Genomic DNA, 21,492 nt, shown 5'->3' with positions numbered 1-21,492 from the left:
GGACAACGCAGTGACCCAGTATCGGGATCGATCTTCCGCCGGCAAATTTCTGGCCGGGCGGCTCGAGACCTTGCGTATCGACAAGCCCGTCGTTCTCGGACTCCCGCGCGGCGGAGTTCCGGTCGCAGCCGAGGTGGCTGCGGCATTGAACGCTCCGCTCGACATCGTGGTGGTGCGCAAGCTCGGCAGTCCGTACAACCCGGAACTGGCGATGGGCGCCATCGGTGAGGGCGGCGTGCGGGTCCTCAACCACGACGTCATCGCAGCGGTTCGCGTCTCGAAAAGAGAACTCGTCGCCGTCGAACGCGACGAGCGAACCGAATTGGAACGGCGGGCGCATCTCCTGCGCGAGGGGCGGACCCCGGTTTCCCTCCACGGACGCACTGCGGTGATCGTCGACGACGGAATGGCTACGGGCGCGAGTGCCGCGGTTGCCTGCCGATGCGCGCGCACCGCGGGTGCTGCCGCCGTGATCGTAGCGGTCCCAGTAGCCTCCCCCGAAGCCATGAGAGTGATCGCGTGCTCCGCCGATCGGGTCGTCTGCCCCTTCGTTCCTGCCCTGTTAGGCGGCGTCGGTGCTGCATTCGAGGACTTTCATCAACTCAGCGACGACGAAGTGCTGTCCTTCCTCACCTGAGTGCACACCTCTCCAGCCTGAGCACAGTCCAAGAGATCTCTGAGAATTTGTGATGTGTGCAACATTTCGCTCCTCGGTGCCGATAGCCCAAATGGAACAAAAAGAATTCGGCTTTCTGGAGGAACCGTGACCATCTCGACCGATACCGTCGACGCCGTCGCAGCTGCGTGCCGTGACCGCCTGGGCGACCCTTCCGCCTGGGTTGCGTCAGACGCTTATCGACAGAGCCTCGCCCTGTGCATCATCGAATCCGTTCAGTCCACGTCGGGTCACAGCGAAGTGACCGTCGTCGATCGCTACCTGGCGTACCGGAAAGCCCGCGAGGACAAACCCGTCACGGATGGCGCACGCGAACTACTCCGCACCTTCGAGGAAGCCGGCAGTTCGGACCAGTGGGCAGGCAAGATCGGCTCGTACAAGCGTCGCTACACGGCGACGGGTGTCCCGATCGAGGCACGGCACATCCAACAGGTCGCCGAGAAACTCCATCACTTGCGGATCAACAGCGTCGAGGACCTGCTGTCGGCCGCCGATTCCGACAACGCTCTCGACGCCGTTCACCATGCCTGGGTGGACGCGTGCGGAGACGGTTCCGAAGTGACCTGGGCCCACCTGTTGATGTTGGCCGGAATTCCGCACACCGATCTGGGGACCGCTGCCGACACCTTCATCAGCGCGACACTCGGCACCACCGAGTTGCCGGGAGACACCTCGGAGATCCTTGCAGCTACTGCAGAGCAACTCGGAGTGGATCCGGACCGATTGGACTACGCAATTCGGCGGTGGCTGTCCGTGCACGGTCGCACGCTCCAACACGTCGCCTGAGTACCTGTAAACAGGCGGTCACACTAAACTGCAGGTCAGCGCCCGACCAGTTCTACCGAATAGTAACGACAGTGCAAAATGACGACTAATGTGATGCAATGCACATCAGAAATGTCAGTAGTCACTGGAGGGGTCAATAGTGCGCGAGTTCTCAGTTCCACAGTCGTTCTCAATTCCGGAGAACGTATCCATGGCCGACTCCGTGTTCCGTCACGCCGAAGAAGACCCCACATTCGTGCCGTTCAAGAGGCCGTCGAACGGTGGATGGGTCGACGTCACTGCAGCTGAATTCGCGAAGCAGGTCTCCGCAGTTGCCAAGGGCCTGATCGCGTCAGGTGTCGAGCTCGGCGACCGCGTCGCTATCCTGTCAGCGACGCGCTACGAGTGGGTCGTTCTCGACTACGCCATCTGGACTGCGGGCGGGTGCACCGTCGCGATCTACGAGACCTCCTCCCCTGATCAGGCGCAGTGGATCCTCGAGGATTCAGCGACAACACTTCTGGTCGTCGAAACGGCCAAGCACGCGGAGACTCACAAGGAAGTCACCGACGGCGCAGAAGCCCTCCGCGAGGTTCTTGTCATCGAGTCGGGTGCGATCGACGAGCTGTCCAGTCGCGGTTCGGCAATCACCGACGAAGAACTGCACACTCGTCGTCACCAGGTCACCGCTGCCTCGCCCGCGACCCTGATCTACACCTCCGGAACCACCGGACGCCCCAAGGGTGTCCAGCTGACGCACTCCAACTTCTACGCCGAGTCCAACGCCTGCCGCCTGGCGATGCCGGAGTCCATGGTCCCCGGCAAGAAGACTCTGATGTTCCTGCCGCTTGCCCACGTATTCGCGCGAGCGATCTCCTTCGGCGCTTTCGACGCCAAGGTCACCGTCGCCCACACGTCGGACCTGACGACGCTGCTCGAGCAGTTCGCCGGCTTCAAGCCCAACTTCATCCTCTCGGTGCCCCGCGTGTTCGAGAAGGTGTACAACTCGGCTCGCCAGAAGGCAGTCGACGGCGGTAAGGGCAGCATCTTCGACAAGGCTGCTGCCACCGCCATCGAATACAGCGAATCCCTCGAAAAGGGTGGCCCCGGCCTGGCACTCAAGCTCAAGCACGCGGTATTCGACAAGCTCGTCTACTCGAAGTTGCGTGCAGCTCTGGGTGGCGAGTGCGAGCGTGCAGTCTCCGGTGGCGCAGCCCTCGGCGCGCGCCTCGGCCACTACTTCCGCGGCGTCGGCATCCCGATCTACGAGGGCTACGGACTCACGGAGACCAGCGCCGCAATCACCGTCAACACCTCGAGCGCGCAGCGCGTCGGCACCGTCGGCAAGCCGATCAACGGCCATGCAGCACGGATCGCCGAGGACGGCGAACTCCTCCTGCAGGGCCCGGTCGTGTTCGCCGGCTACTGGCACAACGAGAAGGCCACTGCCGAATCCATCGTCGACGGCTGGTTCCACACCGGCGACCTCGGCTCGATCGACAACGAGGGCTACGTCTCCATCACCGGACGCAAGAAGGAAATCATCGTCACCGCGGGCGGCAAGAACGTCGCACCGGCAGGCCTAGAAGATTCCCTGCGCGCGCACGCTCTGATCAGCCAGTGTCTCGTCGTCGGCGACGGTCAGCCGTTCATCGGTGCACTGATCACCCTCGATCCGGAGACACTGCCCGGTTGGGTCGAGCGCAACGGCCTGCCCGCCGGCACCCCGATTGCCGATCTGGTGAAGAACGCCGACCTGATCGCCGAGATCGACTCGGCCGTTGCCGACGCGAACAAGAAGGTCTCCAACCCCGAGCAGATCAAGAAGTACACGATCCTCGAGGTCGACTTCACCCAGGAGACCGGTGAATTGACGCCGACGCTCAAGCTCAAGCGCAACATCATTCACGAAGCTCACAAGACCAAGATCAGCGACCTGTACGCCTGATCGATCGTCTTTCACGAGTCTGGCCCGGTTCGAATGCGAACCGGGCCAGACTCGTTTCACTGTCCGGCGGAGAGTAGTTCCTTTTCGATCTCGGATGGAAGGCCGTGCACCGCACGATCCTCCCGCTGAGTCGGCAGAGTTTCCCGCTGCATCCACTCCCAGGTATCGCGCACGGTGTCTTCGACGGGCCGGCACCGCAGCCCTGCTTGCCCCGCCTTGGCGGTGTCGGCTTCGAGGAAGCCCGCGAACTCACCCTCCTGCGGCACCCAACACGGAAGTTGTGTCCACGGCTGCGCTCCAGCGGCCGCCAGCCTGTCCTCGTCGATCCACACGAGTTCAGCGTCCGAACCGGTGGCAACCACGCACGCCTGGAGGAGTCCGGAGGTAGTGGTGTGGCCGGACGGGCTGATGACGTCGTATGCCCCGCTGATCCCGGCGGCCAGTCCGGACAGGACAAAGGTTGCGATGTCGCGGGCATCGACGTACTGCAACGGTCTGGTCGGCACTCCGGGAGCAACGACACGTCCGGCCGCCGCGATGCGCTGCAGCCACCACGGCAACCGCCCGATGTCCTCGCGCGGGCCGAGTATCAACCCTGCCCTCGCGAGCAACGCGGCCGGGAAGGATTCCAGGACAGCGAGTTCGGCCCCACGTTTGGCGGACGCGTAATCGCTGTTGTCATCGGAGGTCGCAGATGCGGCCACCACCGGCGAGTTCTCGTCTACGTGCAAGCCCCATTGGTAGACGGATCCACTGGAGATGTATGCGTACCGGTCGACGTGACCGCGCAAAACGCGTGCATTCTCACCGACCACTCGGGGGCTACCCGACCAGGTGTCGACGACAAGATCCCATCGACGATCACCGAGCGCATCAACCATCGCACGCTGATCGGTGCGATCCGCGAACAGGACCTCCGCTGTAGGTGGTGGCGCTCCGGTGAGCCCACGATGGAGCACTGTCACTTCCCAGCCCCGAGCCAAAGCGTCATCGACGAGAGCGCGGCCGAGGAACCGTGTTCCTCCGAGCATCAACAGCTTCATGAGGGCCATCGTCACTTGAAAAGCGTCGTGCGGCAACACGTTCGTCTGGTAGCGCAATTTCCGGCGACTGAGGCACGGACTAACCGCTCAGATACCTCGTCCGGGATTGAGAATGTTCTTCGGATCGAATGCGGCCTTCACTGCAAGCATCATTTCGCGTTCGGTCTGGCCGACCATGTCCGCCATGTACGGCGCTTTGAGAACCCCGATACCGTGTTCACCGCTGATCGTTCCGCCCAACGCCAGTGCGCCGGCAACGATGTCGTCGAAAGCTCCGCGCGCACGATCCTGCGCACCCGATTCGGCAGCGTCGAACACGATGGTCGGGTGGAGATTGCCGTCGGCGGCGTGACCGAAGGTTCCGATCGTGACGCCGTGGCGATCGGCCGCTTCACGAATGCATTCCAACATGGACGGCAACGCCGGCACCGGCACCGCGACGTCGTCGAGAAGTACCGTGCCCAACGCCTCGAGAGCCGGCAAGGCCATGCGGCGCGCGGCGGTGAACTCTTCACCTTCCACCGGATCGTCGGTGTGGAAAACCTCTCGGGCCCCGGCACTTTCGCACGCCGCGGCGCAGTCCGCTGCCTCGGCGGCCGCCGACCTACCGTCGCACTGGATGAGCAGCATCGCCCCGGCCGATTCGTCCAGCCCCATCTTGGTCAGCCGATTGACGGCGCCGATGGTGACGTCGTCCATCAACTCCATCTGACACGGTTCGGCCACTGCCGACACGGCGAGGACGGCATCGATCGCGGACTCCGCGGAATCGAAGAAGGCGACCACAGTGGTCGCGGCAGTGGGCGCCGTACGCAACCGCATCGTGGCTTCGACGATGACCGCGAGAGTGCCCTCCGACCCGACGAGCAGATGTGTCAGGTCCAGCCCCGCAACGTTTTTGCGCGTCCGTGCACCGGTACGGATCACACGCCCGTCGGCGAGTACCGCCGTCAGGGCCGCAACGTGATCACCGGTGACGCCGTACTTGGCGCAACAGATGCCGCCTGCATTTGTCGCCAGATTGCCGCCGATACTCGAGATGGACCGGCTTCCCGGATCCGGTACGTACCAAAGGCCCTGCTGTGCAGCAGCTTCCGCCAGGTCACCGTTGATCACTCCGGGCTCCACCGTGGCGGTGCGCGCGGCAGGATCGATCTCGAGAATGCGATCCATGCCCGCGACGCTCAAGACGATGCATCCGTCGAGTGCGTTGGCGGCGCCGGCCAATCCGGTACCTGCCCCTCGTGTCACCACGGGAACGGAGAGTTCGTGGGCCACCGTCATGACCGCAACGACGTCGTCAACCGTCTTCGCCTTGACCAGCGCGGCGGGCGTTCCGGCTGTGGTGAGCAGTGATTGATCCCGGACGTACGCGCCCATTCGGTCGGGATCGGTTGTCGCCCTGTCCCCCACCGCTTTCTGCAAGCGTTCACCCAACAGATCGATACTCGTGGTCATTGTGTTCGTCCTTCGTAGAATCCGCGCACATGGCGCTCGACCAAAACGGCGGCCTCGTCAGCTGCACCGCGCTCGATCGCGTCGGCGATACCCTCGTGCTCGGCCAACAGTGCGCCGAGCGTGGCCGCCGAGTTCTCGCGCGAGTCGAGTTCGCTCAGCAGGTAGCCGGCGATGCTGTCGCGGAGAACCGTCATGACCAACCCGAACGCCTTGTTCCCGCCCGCTCCGGCCAGCGCAACGTGAAAGTCGACATCGGCGTCGTGGAATGCGACCGAGTCGTCGGCAAGGGTTGCGACGCGCATCCGCTCGATCGCATCCCGGGCGCCGTTCGGCACCGCGACGACAGTGCGCAGCGCAGCAGCTTCGAGCAGCACTCGCAATTCGACAAGATCGCCCAATGGAACTGCACCCACCTGCAACGCCGTGCTGAGAGCTGTGGCCGCGGAATCGGCCGTATGCTCGTGCGTCACCCGAGGCCTGGCAGTAGAAGTGGTGTCCGCGCCGGTCAACAATCCCTGCGCTTGCAGGACACGAAGCGCCTCACGGACCGTCGATCGCCCCACCGAGAACGTCTGCGCGAGTTCCTGTTCGGTCGGCAATGCCTCGCCGACGGGAAGCGAGCCGTCGAGTATGGCAGCACGGATTCTTCCCGACACGGCAAGGCTGAGCGGCATGCGCGACAACGGAGTCGTATCCATGCCGCGACGCTACCACCCCTTGCCTGCTTGTCTGACAAACTGTTTAATTGAGGAGATTCGTGACCCGGACCACAACAGAGAAGGTGCCGACCATGACCGACAAGCTCGAATTGGATCCCGCGACCACCGCCGTCGTGCTCATCGAGTACCAGAACGACTTCACCACCGAGGGCGGTGTCCTCCACGAGGCCGTCGCACCAGTCATGGAATCGAACGGACTCCTCGCGAACACCGCCGCGCTGGTCGATGCGGCCCGTGGGGCGGGTGTCACCGTGATGCACGCACCGATCACCTTCGCCGAGGGGTACAACGAAATCACCTCGCATCCGTACGGAATCCTCAAGGGCGTCGTCGACGGAAAGGCCTTCGTGAAAGGTTCGTGGGGCGCCGCTATCGTCGACGACCTCACTCCGAAAGACGGCGACATCGTCATCGAGGGCAAGCGCGGACTCGACACTTTTGCCAGCACCAACCTCGATTTCATTCTGCGCAGCAAAGGAATTCGCACGATACTTCTCGGCGGTTTCCTGACCAACTGCTGCGTCGAATCGACCATGCGCACCGGATACGAGAACGGCTACCGGGTCATCACACTCACCGATTGTGTAGCCGGAACTTCGGTCGCCGAACACGAGAACGCGATCACCTACGACTACCCGATGTTCTCGCACCCCGTCACGTCGAAAGAGGTGCTCGGCGCGCTCTCCTGAGAGGACTACCTGGAATGCGCGAGAAGGAATTCACGGCTGACGTTGGTGACACTGGCGTGAACCTTCTCGTGCAGCAGGTCGTGACCGGCGTCCTCGAACTCGCGCATCTCGACGTTGCGCAGCGTCCGCGCCCAGTCCCGGACGGGATCGACCGGGGCGATCCGGTCGTCGGTACCGTGAACGACCAAAACCGGGATGCCCGCGTCGGAGAGTTCCGCCCACCCGTGTTGCTCGACCGCGCTGCGCGGGATGCCGCACAGCCCTGCGGAGGCAAAATCGTGATCGCGATGAGCCAGCATCGTCAGCGCCGTCACGGCACCTAACGAATGACCCATCACCGCCTGCGGAACTTCGGGCAGTTCCGCCAAGGCGATGTCAGCCAGCGCGGCTGCATCGGCAGCAAGATCGGAGAGCGGAGCCCCGACTCCCGGATCACCCTCCGACAAACCGTGCCCGGTGTGATCGATCGCCCACACGTCGATCCCCGACGCCGTCATTGCGCCCGCGAAGCGGTGATACTGGCCGCTGTGCTGGCCGAGACCGTGCAGAAAGACCAGTGACACCGTGGGCACCGCACCCCCTGCCGCCGGCCAATGCCGAAAGTGCACCTGACCGGTTCGTCCGTCGAAGAAAGGCATGATCGTCATTCTGCACGCCGCTACCGATATCCGCGGCTCGTGAGCGATTACTGGTGGGTTGCCTTGTCGGTGAGCGATGGCACAATCGCCCTGTGTTCCTACTCGATGATCAGATCGTCTACAGCGCCAGCGACCTCTCGGCTGCGGCCTCGTGCGAGTTCGCACTGCTGCGGCAACTCGACGCCCGAACCGGTCTGATCGCGGCCGAGGCCGCCGAGGCGGATCCGATGCTCGAACGGACGTCGAGCCTCGGCGACTCGCACGAGCGCGAACAGCTTCAGAAGTTCATCGATCAGCACGGAGACGGCGTCGTCGTCATGCCGCGACCGGAACACTCACGCGCAGGCCTGACCGCTGCCACGTTGGCCACCGTCGAGGCAGCACGATCGGGCGCGCCAGTCATTTATCAGGGAACCTTTTTCGACGGCCGATTCCTCGGGTTCTGCGATTTCCTCGTCCGCGAAGGCGACACCTACGCGGTCTACGACAGCAAGCTCTCCCGGCACGCCAAGGTGTCGGCACTTCTACAACTCGCCGCATACGCGGATGCGTTGGAGCGCAATGCAATTGCCGCCTCCGATCAAGTTCATCTACTGCTAGGCGACGGCAGCACGTCGTCGCACGACATCGGAGACATCGCGCCGGTATTCGCGGCACGTAGAGCTGAACTCGAACGAGTCCTCGACGAGCACCGCGCCGAGGGGAAACCGACACAGTGGCTCGACGATCGGTACCTGCGTTGTGGTCGATGCGACACCTGCAGCGTCGAGGTCGAAAGCCATCGAGACCTGCTGCTGGTTGCGGGCGTCCGCGGCAATCAGCGTGAACAGCTGATCGTCTCGGGGATCACGACAATCGACGAACTCGCCGCGAGCACCGGCCCAATCGAGGGCATCCGCCGGGAAACACTCGACAAACTCCGTGCACAGGCCGCGGTTCAACTACGCCAGGAAGTGTCCGGCGACGCCGAATTCGAGGTCTACGAACCCTCGGCGCTCGGCGGACTCCCCATCCCCGACGACGGCGACATCTTCTTCGACTTCGAGGGCGATCCGCTCTGGGCCGAGGACGGGTCCACCGATTGGGGGTTGGAGTATCTGTTCGGTGTGGTCGAAGGGCCTGCGGACGACTACGTGTTCAAGCCGTTCTGGGCACACGATCGCGAGGGTGAGCGCCAGGCGCTCCTCGACTTCCTCGATTACGTCACCGCGCGTCGAGAAGCTCATCCAGGCATGCACATCTACCACTACGCCGCGTACGAGAAATCGGCGCTGTTGCGCTTGGCCGCACGTCACGGTGTCGGCGAGCAAACGGTGGACACCCTGCTCAGCGAGAACGTGCTCGTGGACCTGTACCCGATCGTCCGTGCCTGCCTGCGGATCGGACAACGCTCGTACAGCATCAAGAAACTCGAGCCGCTATACATGGGTGAGCACGGCCGCGACGGCGACGTGACCAATGCCGCCGCTTCGGTTGTCGCCTATGCCGACTACTGCCAATTGCGCGACGGCGGACAAGCCGACCAGGCCAGGGAACTTCTTCAGGGCATCTCCGACTACAACGAATACGACTGCGAATCCACTCTGCGCCTGCGCGATTGGCTTGCCGAGCGCGCCGCAGAACACGGCGTCGAACTTCGTGAGCCGACCGGGCAGATCAAGATTCCACTCGAGGAGCTCACCGAATCGGAGATCGCGCTCCGCGAATTCGCAGGACACAAGGCAGGTTCGGCGCGTACCCCCGATCAGCAGGCAGCTGCTCTACTGGCTGCTGCGGTGGGGTACCACAATCGTGAGCGGAAGCCGTACTGGTGGGCCCACTTCGACCGATTGGTCACACCGATCGAAGACCTGGTGGACATCCGCGACGTCATGGTGGTCGAACAGTCCGAAATCGAGGCGGACTGGCACAAGAGCACTCCACGTCAGAAGAAGTTCCGTCGACACATTCAGCTGACCGGAAGTTTCGGCACCGGAACGTCTTTGAGCCCGGGCAGTGATCTGTTCGCTCTCTACGCAACCCCCTCCCCCGATGCCGTTGCAAGCGAGAACCCCACCCAACGCGGCACCAGCAGCGTCAAGGTCACGGCCGTGGTCAAGTCCGAAGGACTCGACGTGGTCACCGTCGAAGAACTGCTCGGCGGTGACGAATACCTCGATGCTCCAGTCGCATTGGCACCTGGTCGTCCGATTCCCACCGGACGCATGGAGAAGTCCATCGCCGCTGCCGCATCCGGCGCCAGCGAGAGCCTGCCCGAACTGCCACACATCGCGGCAGTCGACATTCTCAGGCGCAGCACCCCGAGAACCCTCTCGGGTTCACCGCTGCCACCTGTCGGCACCGACAACAACTACGCCGACGCCATCACCGCCGCACTTCTCGACCTCGACGATTCCTACGTGGCGGTGCAAGGTCCTCCCGGTACCGGCAAAACCTACACGGGCGCTCGTGTCGTCAAGACACTGATCGAACAACACCATTGGCGAATCGGCGTGGTGGCACAATCACATTCGGTGGTCGAGAACATGCTCGGCGGCATTCTGAAGGCCGGCGTGGACCCCGCACTGGTCGCAAAGAAGGGCAGCCGCAGCAAGACCGCAGAATGGCAGGACATCGCATCCGAAGAATATGCGGGATTCATCGCCGAGGCCGAAGGCGTCGGCTGCGTCATCGGCGGCACTGCATGGGACTTCGCGAACACCGATCGTGTTCCCGCCGGCAGCTTGGACTTGCTCGTCGTGGACGAGGCAGGTCAATTCGCGCTGGCGAACACCATTGCCGTCGCGATTTCCGCGCGAAACCTGTTGCTGCTGGGCGACCCGCAGCAGTTGCCGCAGGTGAGCCAAGGCACTCACCCCGAACCTGTCGACGAATCGGCACTCGGTTGGCTCGCCGAGGGACACGGCGCACTGCCACCCGAACTCGGCTACTTCCTCGAGAAAACGTGGCGGATGCACCCGGATCTGTGTGCGCCCGTGTCCGCATTGTCGTACGAGGGCAAGCTGCGTTCCCAGGAAACCGTCAGTGCGGCAAGAAAGCTCGACGGACTCGCTGCCGGAGTACACACGGTGTTCGTCGATCACCGCGGCAATTCCACCTACTCCCCGGAAGAGTCCCAGGAAATCGTTCGCCAGATCCAGGGCCTTCTCGGCACGCCTTGGACCGACCCGAGCGAGTTCGAGGGAACCAGGCCGCTGGAGCAGTCGGACATTCTCGTGGTCGCGGCGTACAACGCCCAGGTGGGCACCGTCGAGCGCGATCTCACCGAGGCCGGTCTCACGGAGGTCGAGGTCGGGACCGTCGACAAGTTCCAGGGCCGCGAGGCTGCGGTGGCAATCGTGTCGATGGCCGCATCTGCCGTCGAGGACGTCCCGCGAGGGATGTCGTTCCTGCTGTCGCGAAACCGTCTCAATGTTGCTGTCTCACGCGGCAAGTGGTGCGCGATCATCGTTCGATCGCACGCGTTGACGCAGTACATGCCCAGTACGCCTGCGGGATTGGTCGAACTGGGTGCATTCATGAGGCTGACGAGCTAGCCGAAGCACTGCCCTACCCGAAGCACTGCCCTACCCGAAGCACTGCCCTTCGCCGCGATAGGTGGGAACCGAGGTTCGGGTGCCGTCGGCTTCGACCACGTACACGCGGTCGAAGCGCTCGCACAGCTCGCCGGCTTTGGCGTGACGGAACCACACACGGTCGCCGATCGCGATGTTGCCGGCTTCCTTCCCGGTGACCGGCGTCTGGACTTCGCCGGCACCTTCGTTACGGAGCAGTTTGAGACCGGCGGGCCAGACCGGCGACGGAACGCGGGTGGCTCCCGCAGGTCCCGACGCGATGTATCCGCCACCGAACAGGGTCGTGACCGACGGCGTCGGTTTGCGCACGGCCGACAGCGCGAAGAACAGCGCCGGATCGGGACGGAAGGCACGGTAGCGGTCGAACAGGGTCGGTACGTACAGTCCGGAGCCTGCTGTTACCTCGGTCACCACAGGATCGGCCGAGCTGACCTCCAGCGACCCCGTACCGCCGCTGTTGACGATCTCGAGTGCACCCACGGCATCGGTGACGGCCGCGACCACAGCGCCCCTTCTGGACGCCAATTCGCGGGCAGAGGCCTTCTTGACCCAACCGATCGGAGCACTGGTGTCAGGAAGGCCGGCAATCTGGGCTTCGTAGAACATCACTCCGACGACGGAGAATCCGCGTTGGCGCGCACGCGCCGCGAGTGCGGCGACCGCGCCAGGTTCGCGCAGTGGCGAGCGTCGTACGCCCAGATGGATCGGACCGATCCGAAGCGACGCATCGACGTCGAGACACACCCGGACAGGCGCATCCCCCGTCGACGCCGAACGAATGAGGTCCAACTGCGCATCGTCGTCGACCATCAAGGTGATCGATGCGAGAGCTGTGTCATCGGCAGCGAGATCCGCGATGGCGCCACGATCGGCGGTCGGGTACCCCATCAGGATGTCCCGTGCGCCGAGCCCGACCAGCCACAGAGCCTCGCGCAGTGAGTACGCCATGATTCCGCGGAATCCGCCGGACGCGGTCAGTGTGTCGCCGAGAGTTTCAGCCAGAACCGTCCGACAACGAACCGATTTGCTCGCCACTCGCACCGGGGTTCCACCGGCACGGCGCACCAGGTCGGCTGCATTACTGCGCAGTGTGGTCAGATCCAGAGCAGCCAGAGGCGGGTCGAGTTCTCGCGTGGCAGCAGTGAGTCGATCAAGGGTCCTGGTCACAGATGATCCAATCGTCGCGGCGTGCGACCAGTCAATCACCAATCCTGGACGTATGTCCAGGATGGCGGTTCTACTGAGGCGCGACCACGGCTTTGTTGGCGATTACCTGAACCATTTCTCCGAACTCGGCAATAGTCGCGTCGGAGTCACGATCGACCAGCCATCGCAGAACAAGGCCGTCGATCATCGCAAGACTCAGTCGCGCAATCGAACTCAACGGCTCCGTCCACACCGTGCCCGATATCTTGGCGCACTCTTCGAGAAACGACACCGCGAGCTCATCCATGATTCGGTACTGCTCAAATGCAACCGCCCCAGCACGTTCGGCTCCGAGATTGCGACTACGCAGTGCCTGCGCAGTAATTTCGTAGGTCAACAACTGGCGATCCGGGGTTGCCTCGATGGTCGGCCACATTCCGGTCAGGCCGATGTGCAGCAATTCCCTGAGCCCCTGCACGCCACTGAGATCCGGCGCATGGCGGACCTGCGCGAACGCATACTGCATCGACGCACTGAGCTGCAGAATGAGCGTTTCACCCATTGCCGCGATCAGCGCTTCCTTGCTCTCGAAGCAGTAATGAACGACGCCGAGCGATACCCCGGCCTCCTCTGCCACCGCCCTTACCGTCACAGAACTGACACCGCGCTGTTCCGCAATAGACAAGGCGGACTCGACCAATTGTGTGCGGCGTTCGTCCGCCGGGAGCCTGTTCAGCATCCAATGATCGTAGAACGCAAATGACAAAATCTTCGCGCAATACTTGCCTGGACGACCGTCCAAGTACATTATTGCGTAATGGCTTCGGACACTTGGCAGAACTGGGCGGGCACTCAAAGCGCCGCGCCGCGTCGCTTTGCGACGCCGACAAATACCCGTGAACTTTCGTCGTTGGTCGCCGAGGCCGCCTCGCGTGGCCAACGTGTGAAGGCCGTCGGCGCCGGCCACTCGTTCACCGGTGTCGCGGTCACTGACGGTGTCCTCGTCAGCCTGGACAACTTGAGCGGAATCGACTCGATCACACCGACCGACGACGGTGCGCTGGTCACTGTTTTTGCAGGCACTCGCCTTCATGCTCTCAACGACGCCTTGTGGCAACGCGGATATGCGATGGCAAATCTCGGTGACATAGACGTCCAGTCACTGGCCGGCGCGACGTCCACCGGCACGCACGGCACCGGCGCACGATTCGGCGGTATCGCCACACAGATTCGCGGAATCGAGATCGTTCTCGCCGACGGATCCGTCGTTACCGCAAGCGCCGACGAAAACGTCGAGCTGTTCGAAGCGGGCCGCCTCGGATTGGGCGCAATCGGCATCATTTCGAAGATCACTCTCGCCTGCGTTCCGCGATTCACACTTCGCGCAATCGAGGAACCCGACACGCTGTCTCACATACTGGACACCCTCGAGGGCGATCGCCTGGGCCTGGATCACTTCGAGTTCTACTGGTTCCCGCACACCGATCGTGTCCTGACGAAGAGCAATACGCGACTGCCCGGAGATACCGAACCCGATCCGGTGGGCAAGGTCCGCGCGTTCGTCGACGACGAACTCCTCTCGAACACACTCTTCGAAGGTGTCAACCGCGTTGCCACCCTGGCACCGGCCGCGATCCCGAGAATCAACAACGTGTCGTCCCGATTGCTCGGCGCCCGCGAGTTCACAGATCGCAGCTACCGGGTATTCGCGTCTTCGCGCCGGGTGAAGTTCAAGGAGATGGAATACGCGATTCCCCGCGAACACGTCACCGAGACACTTCACGAAATCGATCGCTGGATGAAGAAGTCCGGAACCAACGTCGCTTTCCCCGTCGAAGTACGTTTCGCTGCCGCCGACGACCTCTGGCTCTCCACTGCTCACGGACGCGACACCGCATACATCGCGGTACACCAGTACCACCGCCGACCCGAAACGGAGTACTTCGCCGCGGTGGAAGCCATCGCGCGCGCCGTCGACGGCCGGCCGCATTGGGGAAAAATGCACAACCGGACCGTCGACGACCTGCGTCCGACGTACGACCGACTCGACGACTTTGTCGCCGTTCGAGACAAGTACGACGCGAATCGTGTGTTCGACAACGAATACTTGCGTCAGGTGCTGGGCGACTGACGGTCAGCGCCGCAGCAGTTCCGCTTTTCGCGCATCGCTCGCAAACGAGGCTTTGATCGAGTTCCGGGCGAGGGTGTCTCGCTCGGCCTCGGTCAGACCCAGGGCTCGGCCCAGTTCGGTGAAATTGTCGTCGACGTATCCCCCGAAGTAGGCCGGGTCGTCGGAGTTGACCGTGACGATCAAACCCATCTCGAGCATCGATCGAAGCGGATGATCCGACAGCGAATCGAACACCCGCAGACGAACGTTCGACAACGGGCAGACCGTCAGTGGAATCTCCTCGTCGACCAGACGCTCGATCAGGGCAGGATCCTCGAGTGCCCGGACTCCGTGGTCGATCCGCTCGGCGCCGAGAATGTCGAGCGCCTGCCAGATGTACTCGGGCGGTCCCTCTTCACCGGCGTGAGCCACAACGTGCAAACCCTCGGCACGCGCGCGGGCGAACACGTCCTCGAACAGTGACGGCGGGTTGCCGACCTCCGCGGAGTCGAGTCCGAGCCCGACGATTGGAGCCTGCAGGCGAATTATCTCGGAGAAGATCTCCTCGGCGTCTTTGACGGGCTGATCTCGGAGGATGGCGGCGATTGCCGCGCTGCTGAGCCCGAACTCGCGCTCACTCGATGCCACCGCATCCATGATCCCGTCCAGGACCTCGGTCAGCGGAACACCACGGACCACGTGCGCCTGTGGATTGAAGAAGAACTCGGCATGCGCGACGCCGGCGGCAGCCGCGCGGCGGAAGTACGCTCGCGTCAGGTCGGCAAAATCCTCCGCGGTGCGCAGGACGGCCATGTTGGCGAAGTAGAGATCGAGGAACGACTGCAGATCGGTGAACTCGTACCTCGACTTCAGATCGTCGATATCCTTGTACGGCAAGTCCATTCGATTGCGCTCGGCAAGTCGGTAAATCTGTTCGGGTTCCAGAGAACCCTCGATGTGCATGTGCAGCTCTGCGACAGGTGTAGCCATGTCGGTGTTACCGCCCCTTCCAGACCGGGGCGCGCTTCTCGGCGAACGCCGTCGCGCCCTCGCGTGCATCTTCGGACGCGAACACCGGCGCCATGACCTGCAACTGCTTCGCGAAAGCTTCGTCGTCGGACCAACCGCCGGCCTTGACGATGATCTCCTTGGTGACCGCAACCGCGAGCGGTCCGTTGCGGGTGATGCGATCAGCCAGCTCCAGCGCGCCTTCGAGCGCCTTACCTGGCTCGGTCAACGTGTTCACGAAGCCGTAGCGGTAGGCCTCCTCGGCTGTGAAACTGTCACCGGTCAGGGCCAGTTCCAATGCCTTCTGGTACGGAATCCGCTTGGGCAGGCGCAACAATCCGCCTCCACCTGCGACCAGCCCTCGCTTGACCTCCGGGATACCGAACTTCGCTTCGGACGACGCGACCACCAGGTCGGTGGCAAGCACGAGTTCCGTGCCGCCTGCCAACGCGAAGCCCTCGACCGCCGAAATGATCGGCTTACGCGGCGGCCCTTCCGTGAATCCGAGACCGCGTCCCGGCACGAGTACGTTCTCGCCGGCCACGAATGCCTTCAAATCCATACCGGCACAGAAGTTTCCGCCGGCCCCTGTCAGCACCGCCAAGGACAGATCGTCGTCCGCATCGAGCTCTTCGACCGCAGCGGCCAATGCGTGACTGACCGCCGAGTTGATGGCGTTACGCGCCTCGGGTCGGTTGATGGTGATGATCAGTGTCCGCCCGCGCCGCTCGGTGAGAACCTCGTCCGCCATGATGTCCCTCTCGTTTGTCGACCACGCTCGCGTGACTACGCGACGTTGCGTTCGACAATACGGACGAAGCCATCGGGGTCGATCTGCGCGGTGTCGTGAGTGCAGAACCACCCCTGGGTGAACCTCGTCGAGGTCGCTTGCGGCGAGTTCCAATACCGACGCGTGACACTCGGTCCACGGCACAGCAACTCACCGAAACCACCTGGAGCGTCCGGGCCGTACAACGCCACTTCCATTCCACCGAAAGCGATTCCGACGCTTCCGAGGTGGGTGGGCGCCGACTCGGTTGGCAGAATGAGACCAGCCCCACAGGTCTCGGTTTTGCCCCACCCGATCACATGCCGAGCGGCCGGGAACAGGGTCAGCAGCTTGGATTCCTGTTCGGCCGTGATCGGCGACCCGCTGCAATCGATCCACTGAACCGACCTCGAACCGGCACGCGCCGCCGGTCCAAGGGTGAGCAACCGTGGCTCGAGCAGGTCCTCGGGCCGCCCGGTCACGATGTCGACGGTATGCACACTCTCACGCCAGAAGTCGCCGGCGAGGACCACCGTTCCACCGACCACCAACGTCGCGAGCACGTGCACGAACTGCCGTACCGACTTGAAGTCATTGTCCACCAACAGATTTCGCACACCTTCGACGCCGTAATCGCGCGAGTGCAGAATGCCGACGATGGCGGAGAGCACGTTCTCGTTGCTCAACTCGACGCCCAGCATTTCGCCCGAAGAATCGGCGGTGTACGCGAGGATCGCCATCTCCTCCGGGGCGGCACCGTCGTCGATGAACGGAACACCGTGTGGGAGTTCCCCGTCGAGCACCAACACCGAGCCACTGTCCGCGATGACGAAGTCCGCCGCGTCGTCGCTCAGATGAACACCCACGGAGACCGGAACACCGCCGGCGAGAATGACGCCGAGGCACGCCTCCATCCACCTCACCCCGGCGGCGACGCGAATGGCCACACGGTCACCGATCTCGACGCCTCGCGACTTCAGCCCGCCTGCGACCCGCGACGCCTCGGCCCACAACTCCGCGAAGGTGACCTGCTCGCCGTCGACCTCCTCCACCGCGATGCGTGAGGAGAATCGATGAACGGCGATATCGAGGAGTTCGGACAGCGACGGGTCGAGTTGGCTGTACCGAAGCACCCCGTCACCCGCACGGGTGACACGGGCGTCGGCGAGGAGCTGAGTCGAACACGGGTATTCCACAAGCGTCGACCGCATCGATACCTCCACGTCACTGACAACCCACCGGCCATTCGACTATATGACGTGGATCACAGTTCGTGGAGGTCTCTAGCAATAATCGTCGCAAACTTACTTTCCGGAGTAGACCGCTTTGCCCGGTCCGACCTCGAGGAAACTGCGCACAGCGCCGCGTAGGTCATCGGTGGCGAACAGCGCACCGGACACCCCGGGAGTCACCGAATCCGCGTGGGCGATCCCGCCGGAACGCCAGGCCGCCACGATCTGCTTGGTGGCGTCGTGGGCTCGCGTGGGCCCGTCCGCCAACCGGGCCGCCAGGGCACGCGCCGCAGCATCGACATCGTCGTGAACTGCATTGACGACGCCCCACGAGTGCAGGGTTGCGGCGTCGTAGAGATCGCCGGTCATGACCAACTCCCGAGCCCGTCCGGAACCGGCGCGCTCGGCCAAACGCTGCGGTCCACCCATGGACGGCGTCAGACCGACCACTGTCTCGACCAGTCCGAACTTCGCCTTCGGCGCCGCGAGGATGATGTCGCAGGCCAAGGAGATCTCGAAGGCAGCAGTCAGCGTCAGCCCGTGCGCCGCGTAGATGACCGGGCACGGCAACGCCTCGAGCGGATGGCAGATCTGGGCGAACAGTTCGCGCCACAATTCCGCTCCCTGCTCCGGGTTCAGTCCGTCGAACACATGGACGTCGACGCCGGCCGAGTTGACCTTGCCCTCGGCGCGCAGAAGCACAGCGCGCGGTGGGTTTTCGGTCAGCGCTGCAACATCGGCGATGACGGCGTCGAACATGGCCTGATCGAACAGATTGAGTGGTCCGTGCGCGAACGTCAGGACAGCCACCTCGGCACCACCATCGGTGGTGAAGCGCTCGAGACGGGTGGGATGCGATTCGGGAGCAGTCATGCCGCCACACTGCCACATCGAACCGGCCTACGATCGTCGGGTGGACGGTCTGAGAAATGCACTCGCGGACGTTGTGGGACACCGGTTCGTCGTCGACGACGCCGACGTGTTGGCGACCCGTTCCACCGACCAGACAGGGCGCTACAGCGGGCGCGCCAGCGCTCTGGTCCGACCCCGAAATACCGCCGAAGTCTCGGCAGTGCTGAACGTGTGCCGCTCGCGCGGCGTACCGGTCACCATTCAGGGCGGGCGAACCGGTCTGGTCGCCGGGACGGTGCCCGAGCACGACGACGTCCTGCTCTCCACCGAACGCCTCGAGGCGATCGGCGAAGTCGATGTTGCCGCCGGTCGGATCGCCGTCGGTGCGGGAGCGACACTCGCGCAGGTACATTCGGCGGCCGCCGCCGCCGGTTTGAAGTTCGGTGTCGACATAGCCTCGCGGGACACTGCGACGATCGGCGGCATGGTCTCCACCAATGCCGGTGGCCTGCACACGGTTCGATACGGGAACATGGCCGAACAGGTGCTCGGACTCGAGGTGGTACTCCCCGACGGAACTCCTGTGCGCCGGTCACCGAAAGTGTTGTCCGACAATTCCGGATACAACCTGCCCGCTCTGTGGGTGGGCAGCGAGGGAACTCTTGGTGTGGTCACGGCAGTCGATCTGAAACTACGACGGGTACCGACTCACCGGGTCACGACGCTGACCGGTTTCGACCGACTGCAAGACGTCGTGGACGCGGGGCGTACGTTGCGCACTCTCGACGGCGTCGACGCACTGGAGTTGGTGGACGGCCGTGGACTCGAATTGGCCGCACGCCATTTGAACGCCGCGGTGCCGACGGGGCGACCGTGGTACCTGCTCGCCGAGGTGTCCGCGGCCCACGATCCGCTGGGAGACCTGGCCGAGCTGCTCGAACGCATCGACCCACCGCAGACCCCGGCAGTGGCGGTCGACGATCCCGGCTCGACGCGTTTGTGGGCGGCGCGGGAGTGTTTCGCCGAAGTGGTCGGACTGTTCGGTCCCCCACTGAAATTCGACGCGGCGCTGCCGCTGGACTCGCTTGCCACCTTCGCCGAGGACGCCGCGGTGGTGATCGCGAGTCGTGCCCCCGAGGCAATTCCGATCCTCTTCGGACATGTCGCCGAGGGAAACATCCACCTCAACGTCCTGAACTGCCCGAACGCCGACACCGTGTACCGCAGCGTCCTCGAACTGGTTCGCGATCACGGCGGAAACGTCAGTTCCGAGCACGGGGTGGGCTCGCTCAAACGCAACTATCTGGACCTGGCCCTCTCTGCGGAGGACATAGCCACGATGTGGGCGATCAAGCGAGCCCTGGACCCGAGCGACTATCTCAATCGTGCAGTGATGTTTCCCGACGCGCTTCGGCACTGACGGCCATCGCGTCGTCGTGTGCGTCGCCGCGCAGAGGCCGAGCGAAGCACACCGAAGCGACGAAGCCGATGAGCAGCACGCCTGCGGGCAGCCAGATCGACTCCGACATCGCCGTGCTGAACGGTTCACGGACGAACTCGGGTAGGTGACCCACTCCGGCTTCGGAACTGCCGCCGGTCAGACCCTGAGCCGCCAATCGTGCGGTGATCAGTGCTCCGATCGCGGCACTGCCGAGAACCGCACCCACCTGCCGGGTGGTGTTGTAGACGCCCGCCCCGGCGCCGGCCTGCATCGGAGGCAGGTTGTGTGTGGCGGTGGCCGCGAGCGGCGACCAGATGCATGCGTTGGCGAAGCCGATCAGGCCGATCGGCAGGAGCAGTTCCCAGATCGCGACGTCGGGAGACATAACCAATGCCAGCCAGCCCAGGGCGATCGCGAACAGCAGGAAGCCGGTGCCTGCGATGTAGCGCGGATGCGTCTTGTCGACGAGCTTGCCGATGATCGGCGCAAAAATGCCGGTCAGCACGGCCATCGGAACGAGGAGGAGCGCCGACTGCGTCGGGGAGAGTCCGCGAACTGCCTGGGTGTAGAACATCAGCGGAAGGACCATCGACGTGATCGCGAAGCCCATCGCGGTGATGGCGACGTTGGCGAGCGAGAAGTTGCGGTCCTTGAAGAGTTCGAGTGGGAGCAAGGGCTCGTTCTTGTTGCGCGACTGGTAGAACACGAACACCGCGAGCAACACCACACCGGCGCCGATCAGGCTCCAGACGAATCCGTTCCAGTCGTACGAACTGCCTTCCTGGATTCCGAACACGAGCAGGAACATGCCTGCGGCGCTGAGAATCACGCCGGGAATGTCGAACTTGTGCTCGCTGGTCGGCAACGACGGAACAAGCTTCCACGCGAGGAGGAAGGCGATGACACCAACCGGGACGTTGACGATGAAGATCCATTCCCAGCCGAGATTGTCGACCAACACACCACCGGCAAGCGGACCGACCAGCGTCGCAACACCGGCAACCGCACCCCACAGGCCCATTGCGGCGCCACGCTTGTTCGGCGCGAACGTGCGTGTGATGACGGCCATCGTCTGAGGCGTCATCATTGCGGCGCCCAGACCTTGGAAAGCCCTTGCCACGATGAGCATCTCGACGCTGCCGGACAGACCACACCACAGTGAAGCGCCGGTGAACAGTACGAGGCCGATCATGTACAGGTTCTTCGGTCCGAACCTGTCACCGAGCCGGCCGGTGACGAGCAGCGGCACCGCGTACGCCAGCAGGTACGCGCTGGTGACCCAGACGACCTTGTTGATGTCGGTGCCGAGGTCCTCCATGATCGCAGGGTTGGCGACAGCGACGATGGTGCTGTCCACCAGAATCATGAAGAACCCGATACACAACGCCCACAGCGCGTGCCAGGGATTGACCTGCTTTTCCAT

At 63.6% G+C, this 21,492-nt stretch carries 18 protein-coding genes; 7 read left to right on the top strand and 11 right to left on the bottom strand.

Annotation, left to right across the window (positions count from 1 at the left end; all coding sequences use genetic code 11):
* The first annotated feature begins 10 nt into the window (after window positions 1–10).
* The 3 genes from V3587_RS06625 (at window position 11) to V3587_RS06615 (ending at window position 3,389) form a co-directional block, all read left to right on the top strand.
* Window positions 11–637: a phosphoribosyltransferase gene (locus V3587_RS06625; RefSeq protein ID WP_054827947.1), complete on the top strand. Its 627-nt coding sequence runs from the start codon at window positions 11–13 to the stop codon at window positions 635–637.
* 126 nt (window positions 638–763) lie between these two features.
* On the top strand, window positions 764–1,462 hold the full coding sequence (locus tag V3587_RS06620; RefSeq protein ID WP_058228429.1) for a hypothetical protein: 699 nt from the start codon (window positions 764–766) through the stop codon (window positions 1,460–1,462).
* A 139-nt stretch (window positions 1,463–1,601) separates the two neighbouring features.
* Window positions 1,602–3,389 carry an AMP-dependent synthetase/ligase gene (locus tag V3587_RS06615; protein WP_042450345.1) on the top strand — a complete coding sequence of 596 codons (1,788 nt, stop codon included), beginning with the start codon at window positions 1,602–1,604 and terminating at the stop codon, window positions 3,387–3,389.
* A 56-nt stretch (window positions 3,390–3,445) separates the two neighbouring features.
* Here V3587_RS06615 and V3587_RS06610 read toward each other — a convergent pair whose 3' ends face one another.
* The 3 genes from V3587_RS06610 to V3587_RS06600 all read right to left on the bottom strand — a co-directional run bounded on the left by V3587_RS06610 (window position 3,446) and on the right by V3587_RS06600 (window position 6,588).
* On the bottom strand, window positions 3,446–4,441 hold the full coding sequence (locus tag V3587_RS06610) for an NAD-dependent epimerase/dehydratase family protein (RefSeq protein ID WP_317829735.1): 996 nt from the start codon (window positions 4,439–4,441) through the stop codon (window positions 3,446–3,448).
* Between the two features lie 78 nt (window positions 4,442–4,519).
* A complete protein-coding gene (locus V3587_RS06605; protein ID WP_064689332.1) occupies window positions 4,520–5,890 on the bottom strand; it encodes an FAD-binding oxidoreductase in 1,371 nt (456 codons plus the stop codon).
* Window positions 5,887–6,588: a FadR/GntR family transcriptional regulator gene (locus V3587_RS06600; RefSeq protein ID WP_007736157.1), complete on the bottom strand. Its 702-nt coding sequence runs from the start codon at window positions 6,586–6,588 to the stop codon at window positions 5,887–5,889. The genes V3587_RS06605 and V3587_RS06600 overlap by 4 nt, the downstream gene beginning before the upstream one ends.
* A gap of 92 nt (window positions 6,589–6,680) precedes the next feature.
* On the opposite strand from V3587_RS06600, the gene V3587_RS06595 reads away from it, so the two are divergent.
* On the top strand, window positions 6,681–7,298 hold the full coding sequence (locus V3587_RS06595; RefSeq protein WP_283376226.1) for a cysteine hydrolase family protein: 618 nt from the start codon (window positions 6,681–6,683) through the stop codon (window positions 7,296–7,298).
* A gap of 5 nt (window positions 7,299–7,303) precedes the next feature.
* Here the strand turns inward: V3587_RS06595 and V3587_RS06590 are convergent, their stop codons facing one another.
* Window positions 7,304–7,945, bottom strand: a complete 642-nt coding sequence (locus V3587_RS06590) for an alpha/beta hydrolase (RefSeq protein WP_283376225.1) — start codon at window positions 7,943–7,945, stop codon at window positions 7,304–7,306.
* An 83-nt stretch (window positions 7,946–8,028) separates the two neighbouring features.
* Here V3587_RS06590 and V3587_RS06585 point away from each other — a divergent pair, with 83 nt between their 5' ends.
* The gene (locus V3587_RS06585) at window positions 8,029–11,472 is read left to right on the top strand and encodes a TM0106 family RecB-like putative nuclease (protein ID WP_283376224.1); all 3,444 of its coding nucleotides are present in this window, start codon (window positions 8,029–8,031) and stop codon (window positions 11,470–11,472) included.
* A gap of 30 nt (window positions 11,473–11,502) precedes the next feature.
* Here the strand turns inward: V3587_RS06585 and V3587_RS06580 are convergent, their stop codons facing one another.
* Complete coding sequence (locus V3587_RS06580; RefSeq protein WP_007736155.1) at window positions 11,503–12,678, bottom strand: amino acid deaminase/aldolase; 1,176 nt, start codon at window positions 12,676–12,678, stop codon at window positions 11,503–11,505.
* Window positions 12,679–12,748: 70 nt separating this feature from the next.
* Entirely contained in the window at window positions 12,749–13,396 is a 648-nt protein-coding gene (locus tag V3587_RS06575; RefSeq protein WP_020908434.1) for a TetR/AcrR family transcriptional regulator, read from the bottom strand.
* 78 nt (window positions 13,397–13,474) lie between these two features.
* Here V3587_RS06575 and V3587_RS06570 point away from each other — a divergent pair, with 78 nt between their 5' ends.
* Window positions 13,475–14,788: a D-arabinono-1,4-lactone oxidase gene (locus V3587_RS06570; protein WP_042450351.1), complete on the top strand. Its 1,314-nt coding sequence runs from the start codon at window positions 13,475–13,477 to the stop codon at window positions 14,786–14,788.
* A 3-nt stretch (window positions 14,789–14,791) separates the two neighbouring features.
* Here V3587_RS06570 and V3587_RS06565 read toward each other — a convergent pair whose 3' ends face one another.
* The 4 genes from V3587_RS06565 to V3587_RS06550 form a co-directional block, all read right to left on the bottom strand.
* Window positions 14,792–15,757, bottom strand: coding sequence for an adenosine deaminase (locus V3587_RS06565; protein WP_019749316.1), 966 nt, complete (start codon window positions 15,755–15,757; stop codon window positions 14,792–14,794).
* A gap of 7 nt (window positions 15,758–15,764) precedes the next feature.
* Window positions 15,765–16,526, bottom strand: coding sequence for a crotonase/enoyl-CoA hydratase family protein (locus V3587_RS06560; protein WP_003945127.1), 762 nt, complete (start codon window positions 16,524–16,526; stop codon window positions 15,765–15,767).
* A gap of 35 nt (window positions 16,527–16,561) precedes the next feature.
* Window positions 16,562–17,755, bottom strand: a complete 1,194-nt coding sequence (locus V3587_RS06555; protein WP_030536925.1) for a class I adenylate-forming enzyme family protein — start codon at window positions 17,753–17,755, stop codon at window positions 16,562–16,564.
* A 93-nt stretch (window positions 17,756–17,848) separates the two neighbouring features.
* On the bottom strand, window positions 17,849–18,649 hold the full coding sequence (locus V3587_RS06550; protein WP_007736151.1) for an enoyl-CoA hydratase/isomerase family protein: 801 nt from the start codon (window positions 18,647–18,649) through the stop codon (window positions 17,849–17,851).
* On the opposite strand from V3587_RS06550, the gene V3587_RS06545 reads away from it, so the two are divergent.
* Window positions 18,648–20,048 carry an FAD-binding oxidoreductase gene (locus V3587_RS06545; protein ID WP_283376223.1) on the top strand — a complete coding sequence of 467 codons (1,401 nt, stop codon included), beginning with the start codon at window positions 18,648–18,650 and terminating at the stop codon, window positions 20,046–20,048. The two genes, V3587_RS06550 and V3587_RS06545, sit on opposite strands and share 2 nt — an antisense overlap.
* On the opposite strand, the gene V3587_RS06540 is transcribed toward V3587_RS06545, so the two are convergent.
* Entirely contained in the window at window positions 20,008–21,492 is a 1,485-nt protein-coding gene (locus V3587_RS06540; protein WP_003945132.1) for a DHA2 family efflux MFS transporter permease subunit, read from the bottom strand. The genes V3587_RS06545 and V3587_RS06540 overlap by 41 nt on opposite strands.

It is taken from the genome of Rhodococcus sp. IEGM 1306 (assembly GCF_036541985.1).
Classification (GTDB): Bacteria; Actinomycetota; Actinomycetes; order Mycobacteriales; family Mycobacteriaceae; genus Rhodococcus_F; species Rhodococcus_F qingshengii.
The sequence above is the reverse complement of the archived record's forward strand: the minus strand, read 5'-3'. Positions and strand labels throughout refer to the sequence as shown.

Bases quoted from the DNA above. Each gene is read 5' to 3' on its own strand.
- V3587_RS06550 (WP_007736151.1), bottom strand. From the start codon at position 18,649: ATGACTGCTCCCGAATCGCATCCCACCCGTCTCGAGCGCTTCACCACC.
- V3587_RS06605 (WP_064689332.1), bottom strand. From the start codon at position 5,890: ATGACCACGAGTATCGATCTGTTGGGTGAACGCTTGCAGAAAGCGGTG.
- V3587_RS06555 (WP_030536925.1), bottom strand. From the start codon at position 17,755: ATGCGGTCGACGCTTGTGGAATACCCGTGTTCGACTCAGCTCCTCGCC.
- V3587_RS06570 (WP_042450351.1), top strand. From the start codon at position 13,475: ATGGCTTCGGACACTTGGCAGAACTGGGCGGGCACTCAAAGCGCCGCG.
- V3587_RS06565 (WP_019749316.1), bottom strand. From the start codon at position 15,757: ATGGCTACACCTGTCGCAGAGCTGCACATGCACATCGAGGGTTCTCTG.
- V3587_RS06560 (WP_003945127.1), bottom strand. From the start codon at position 16,526: ATGGCGGACGAGGTTCTCACCGAGCGGCGCGGGCGGACACTGATCATC.
- V3587_RS06595 (WP_283376226.1), top strand. From the start codon at position 6,681: ATGACCGACAAGCTCGAATTGGATCCCGCGACCACCGCCGTCGTGCTC.
- V3587_RS06610 (WP_317829735.1), bottom strand. From the start codon at position 4,441: ATGGCCCTCATGAAGCTGTTGATGCTCGGAGGAACACGGTTCCTCGGC.
- V3587_RS06575 (WP_020908434.1), bottom strand. From the start codon at position 13,396: ATGCTGAACAGGCTCCCGGCGGACGAACGCCGCACACAATTGGTCGAG.
- V3587_RS06590 (WP_283376225.1), bottom strand. From the start codon at position 7,945: ATGACGATCATGCCTTTCTTCGACGGACGAACCGGTCAGGTGCACTTT.
- V3587_RS06540 (WP_003945132.1), bottom strand. From the start codon at position 21,492: ATGGAAAAGCAGGTCAATCCCTGGCACGCGCTGTGGGCGTTGTGTATC.
- V3587_RS06600 (WP_007736157.1), bottom strand. From the start codon at position 6,588: ATGGATACGACTCCGTTGTCGCGCATGCCGCTCAGCCTTGCCGTGTCG.
- V3587_RS06545 (WP_283376223.1), top strand. From the start codon at position 18,648: ATGCCGCCACACTGCCACATCGAACCGGCCTACGATCGTCGGGTGGAC.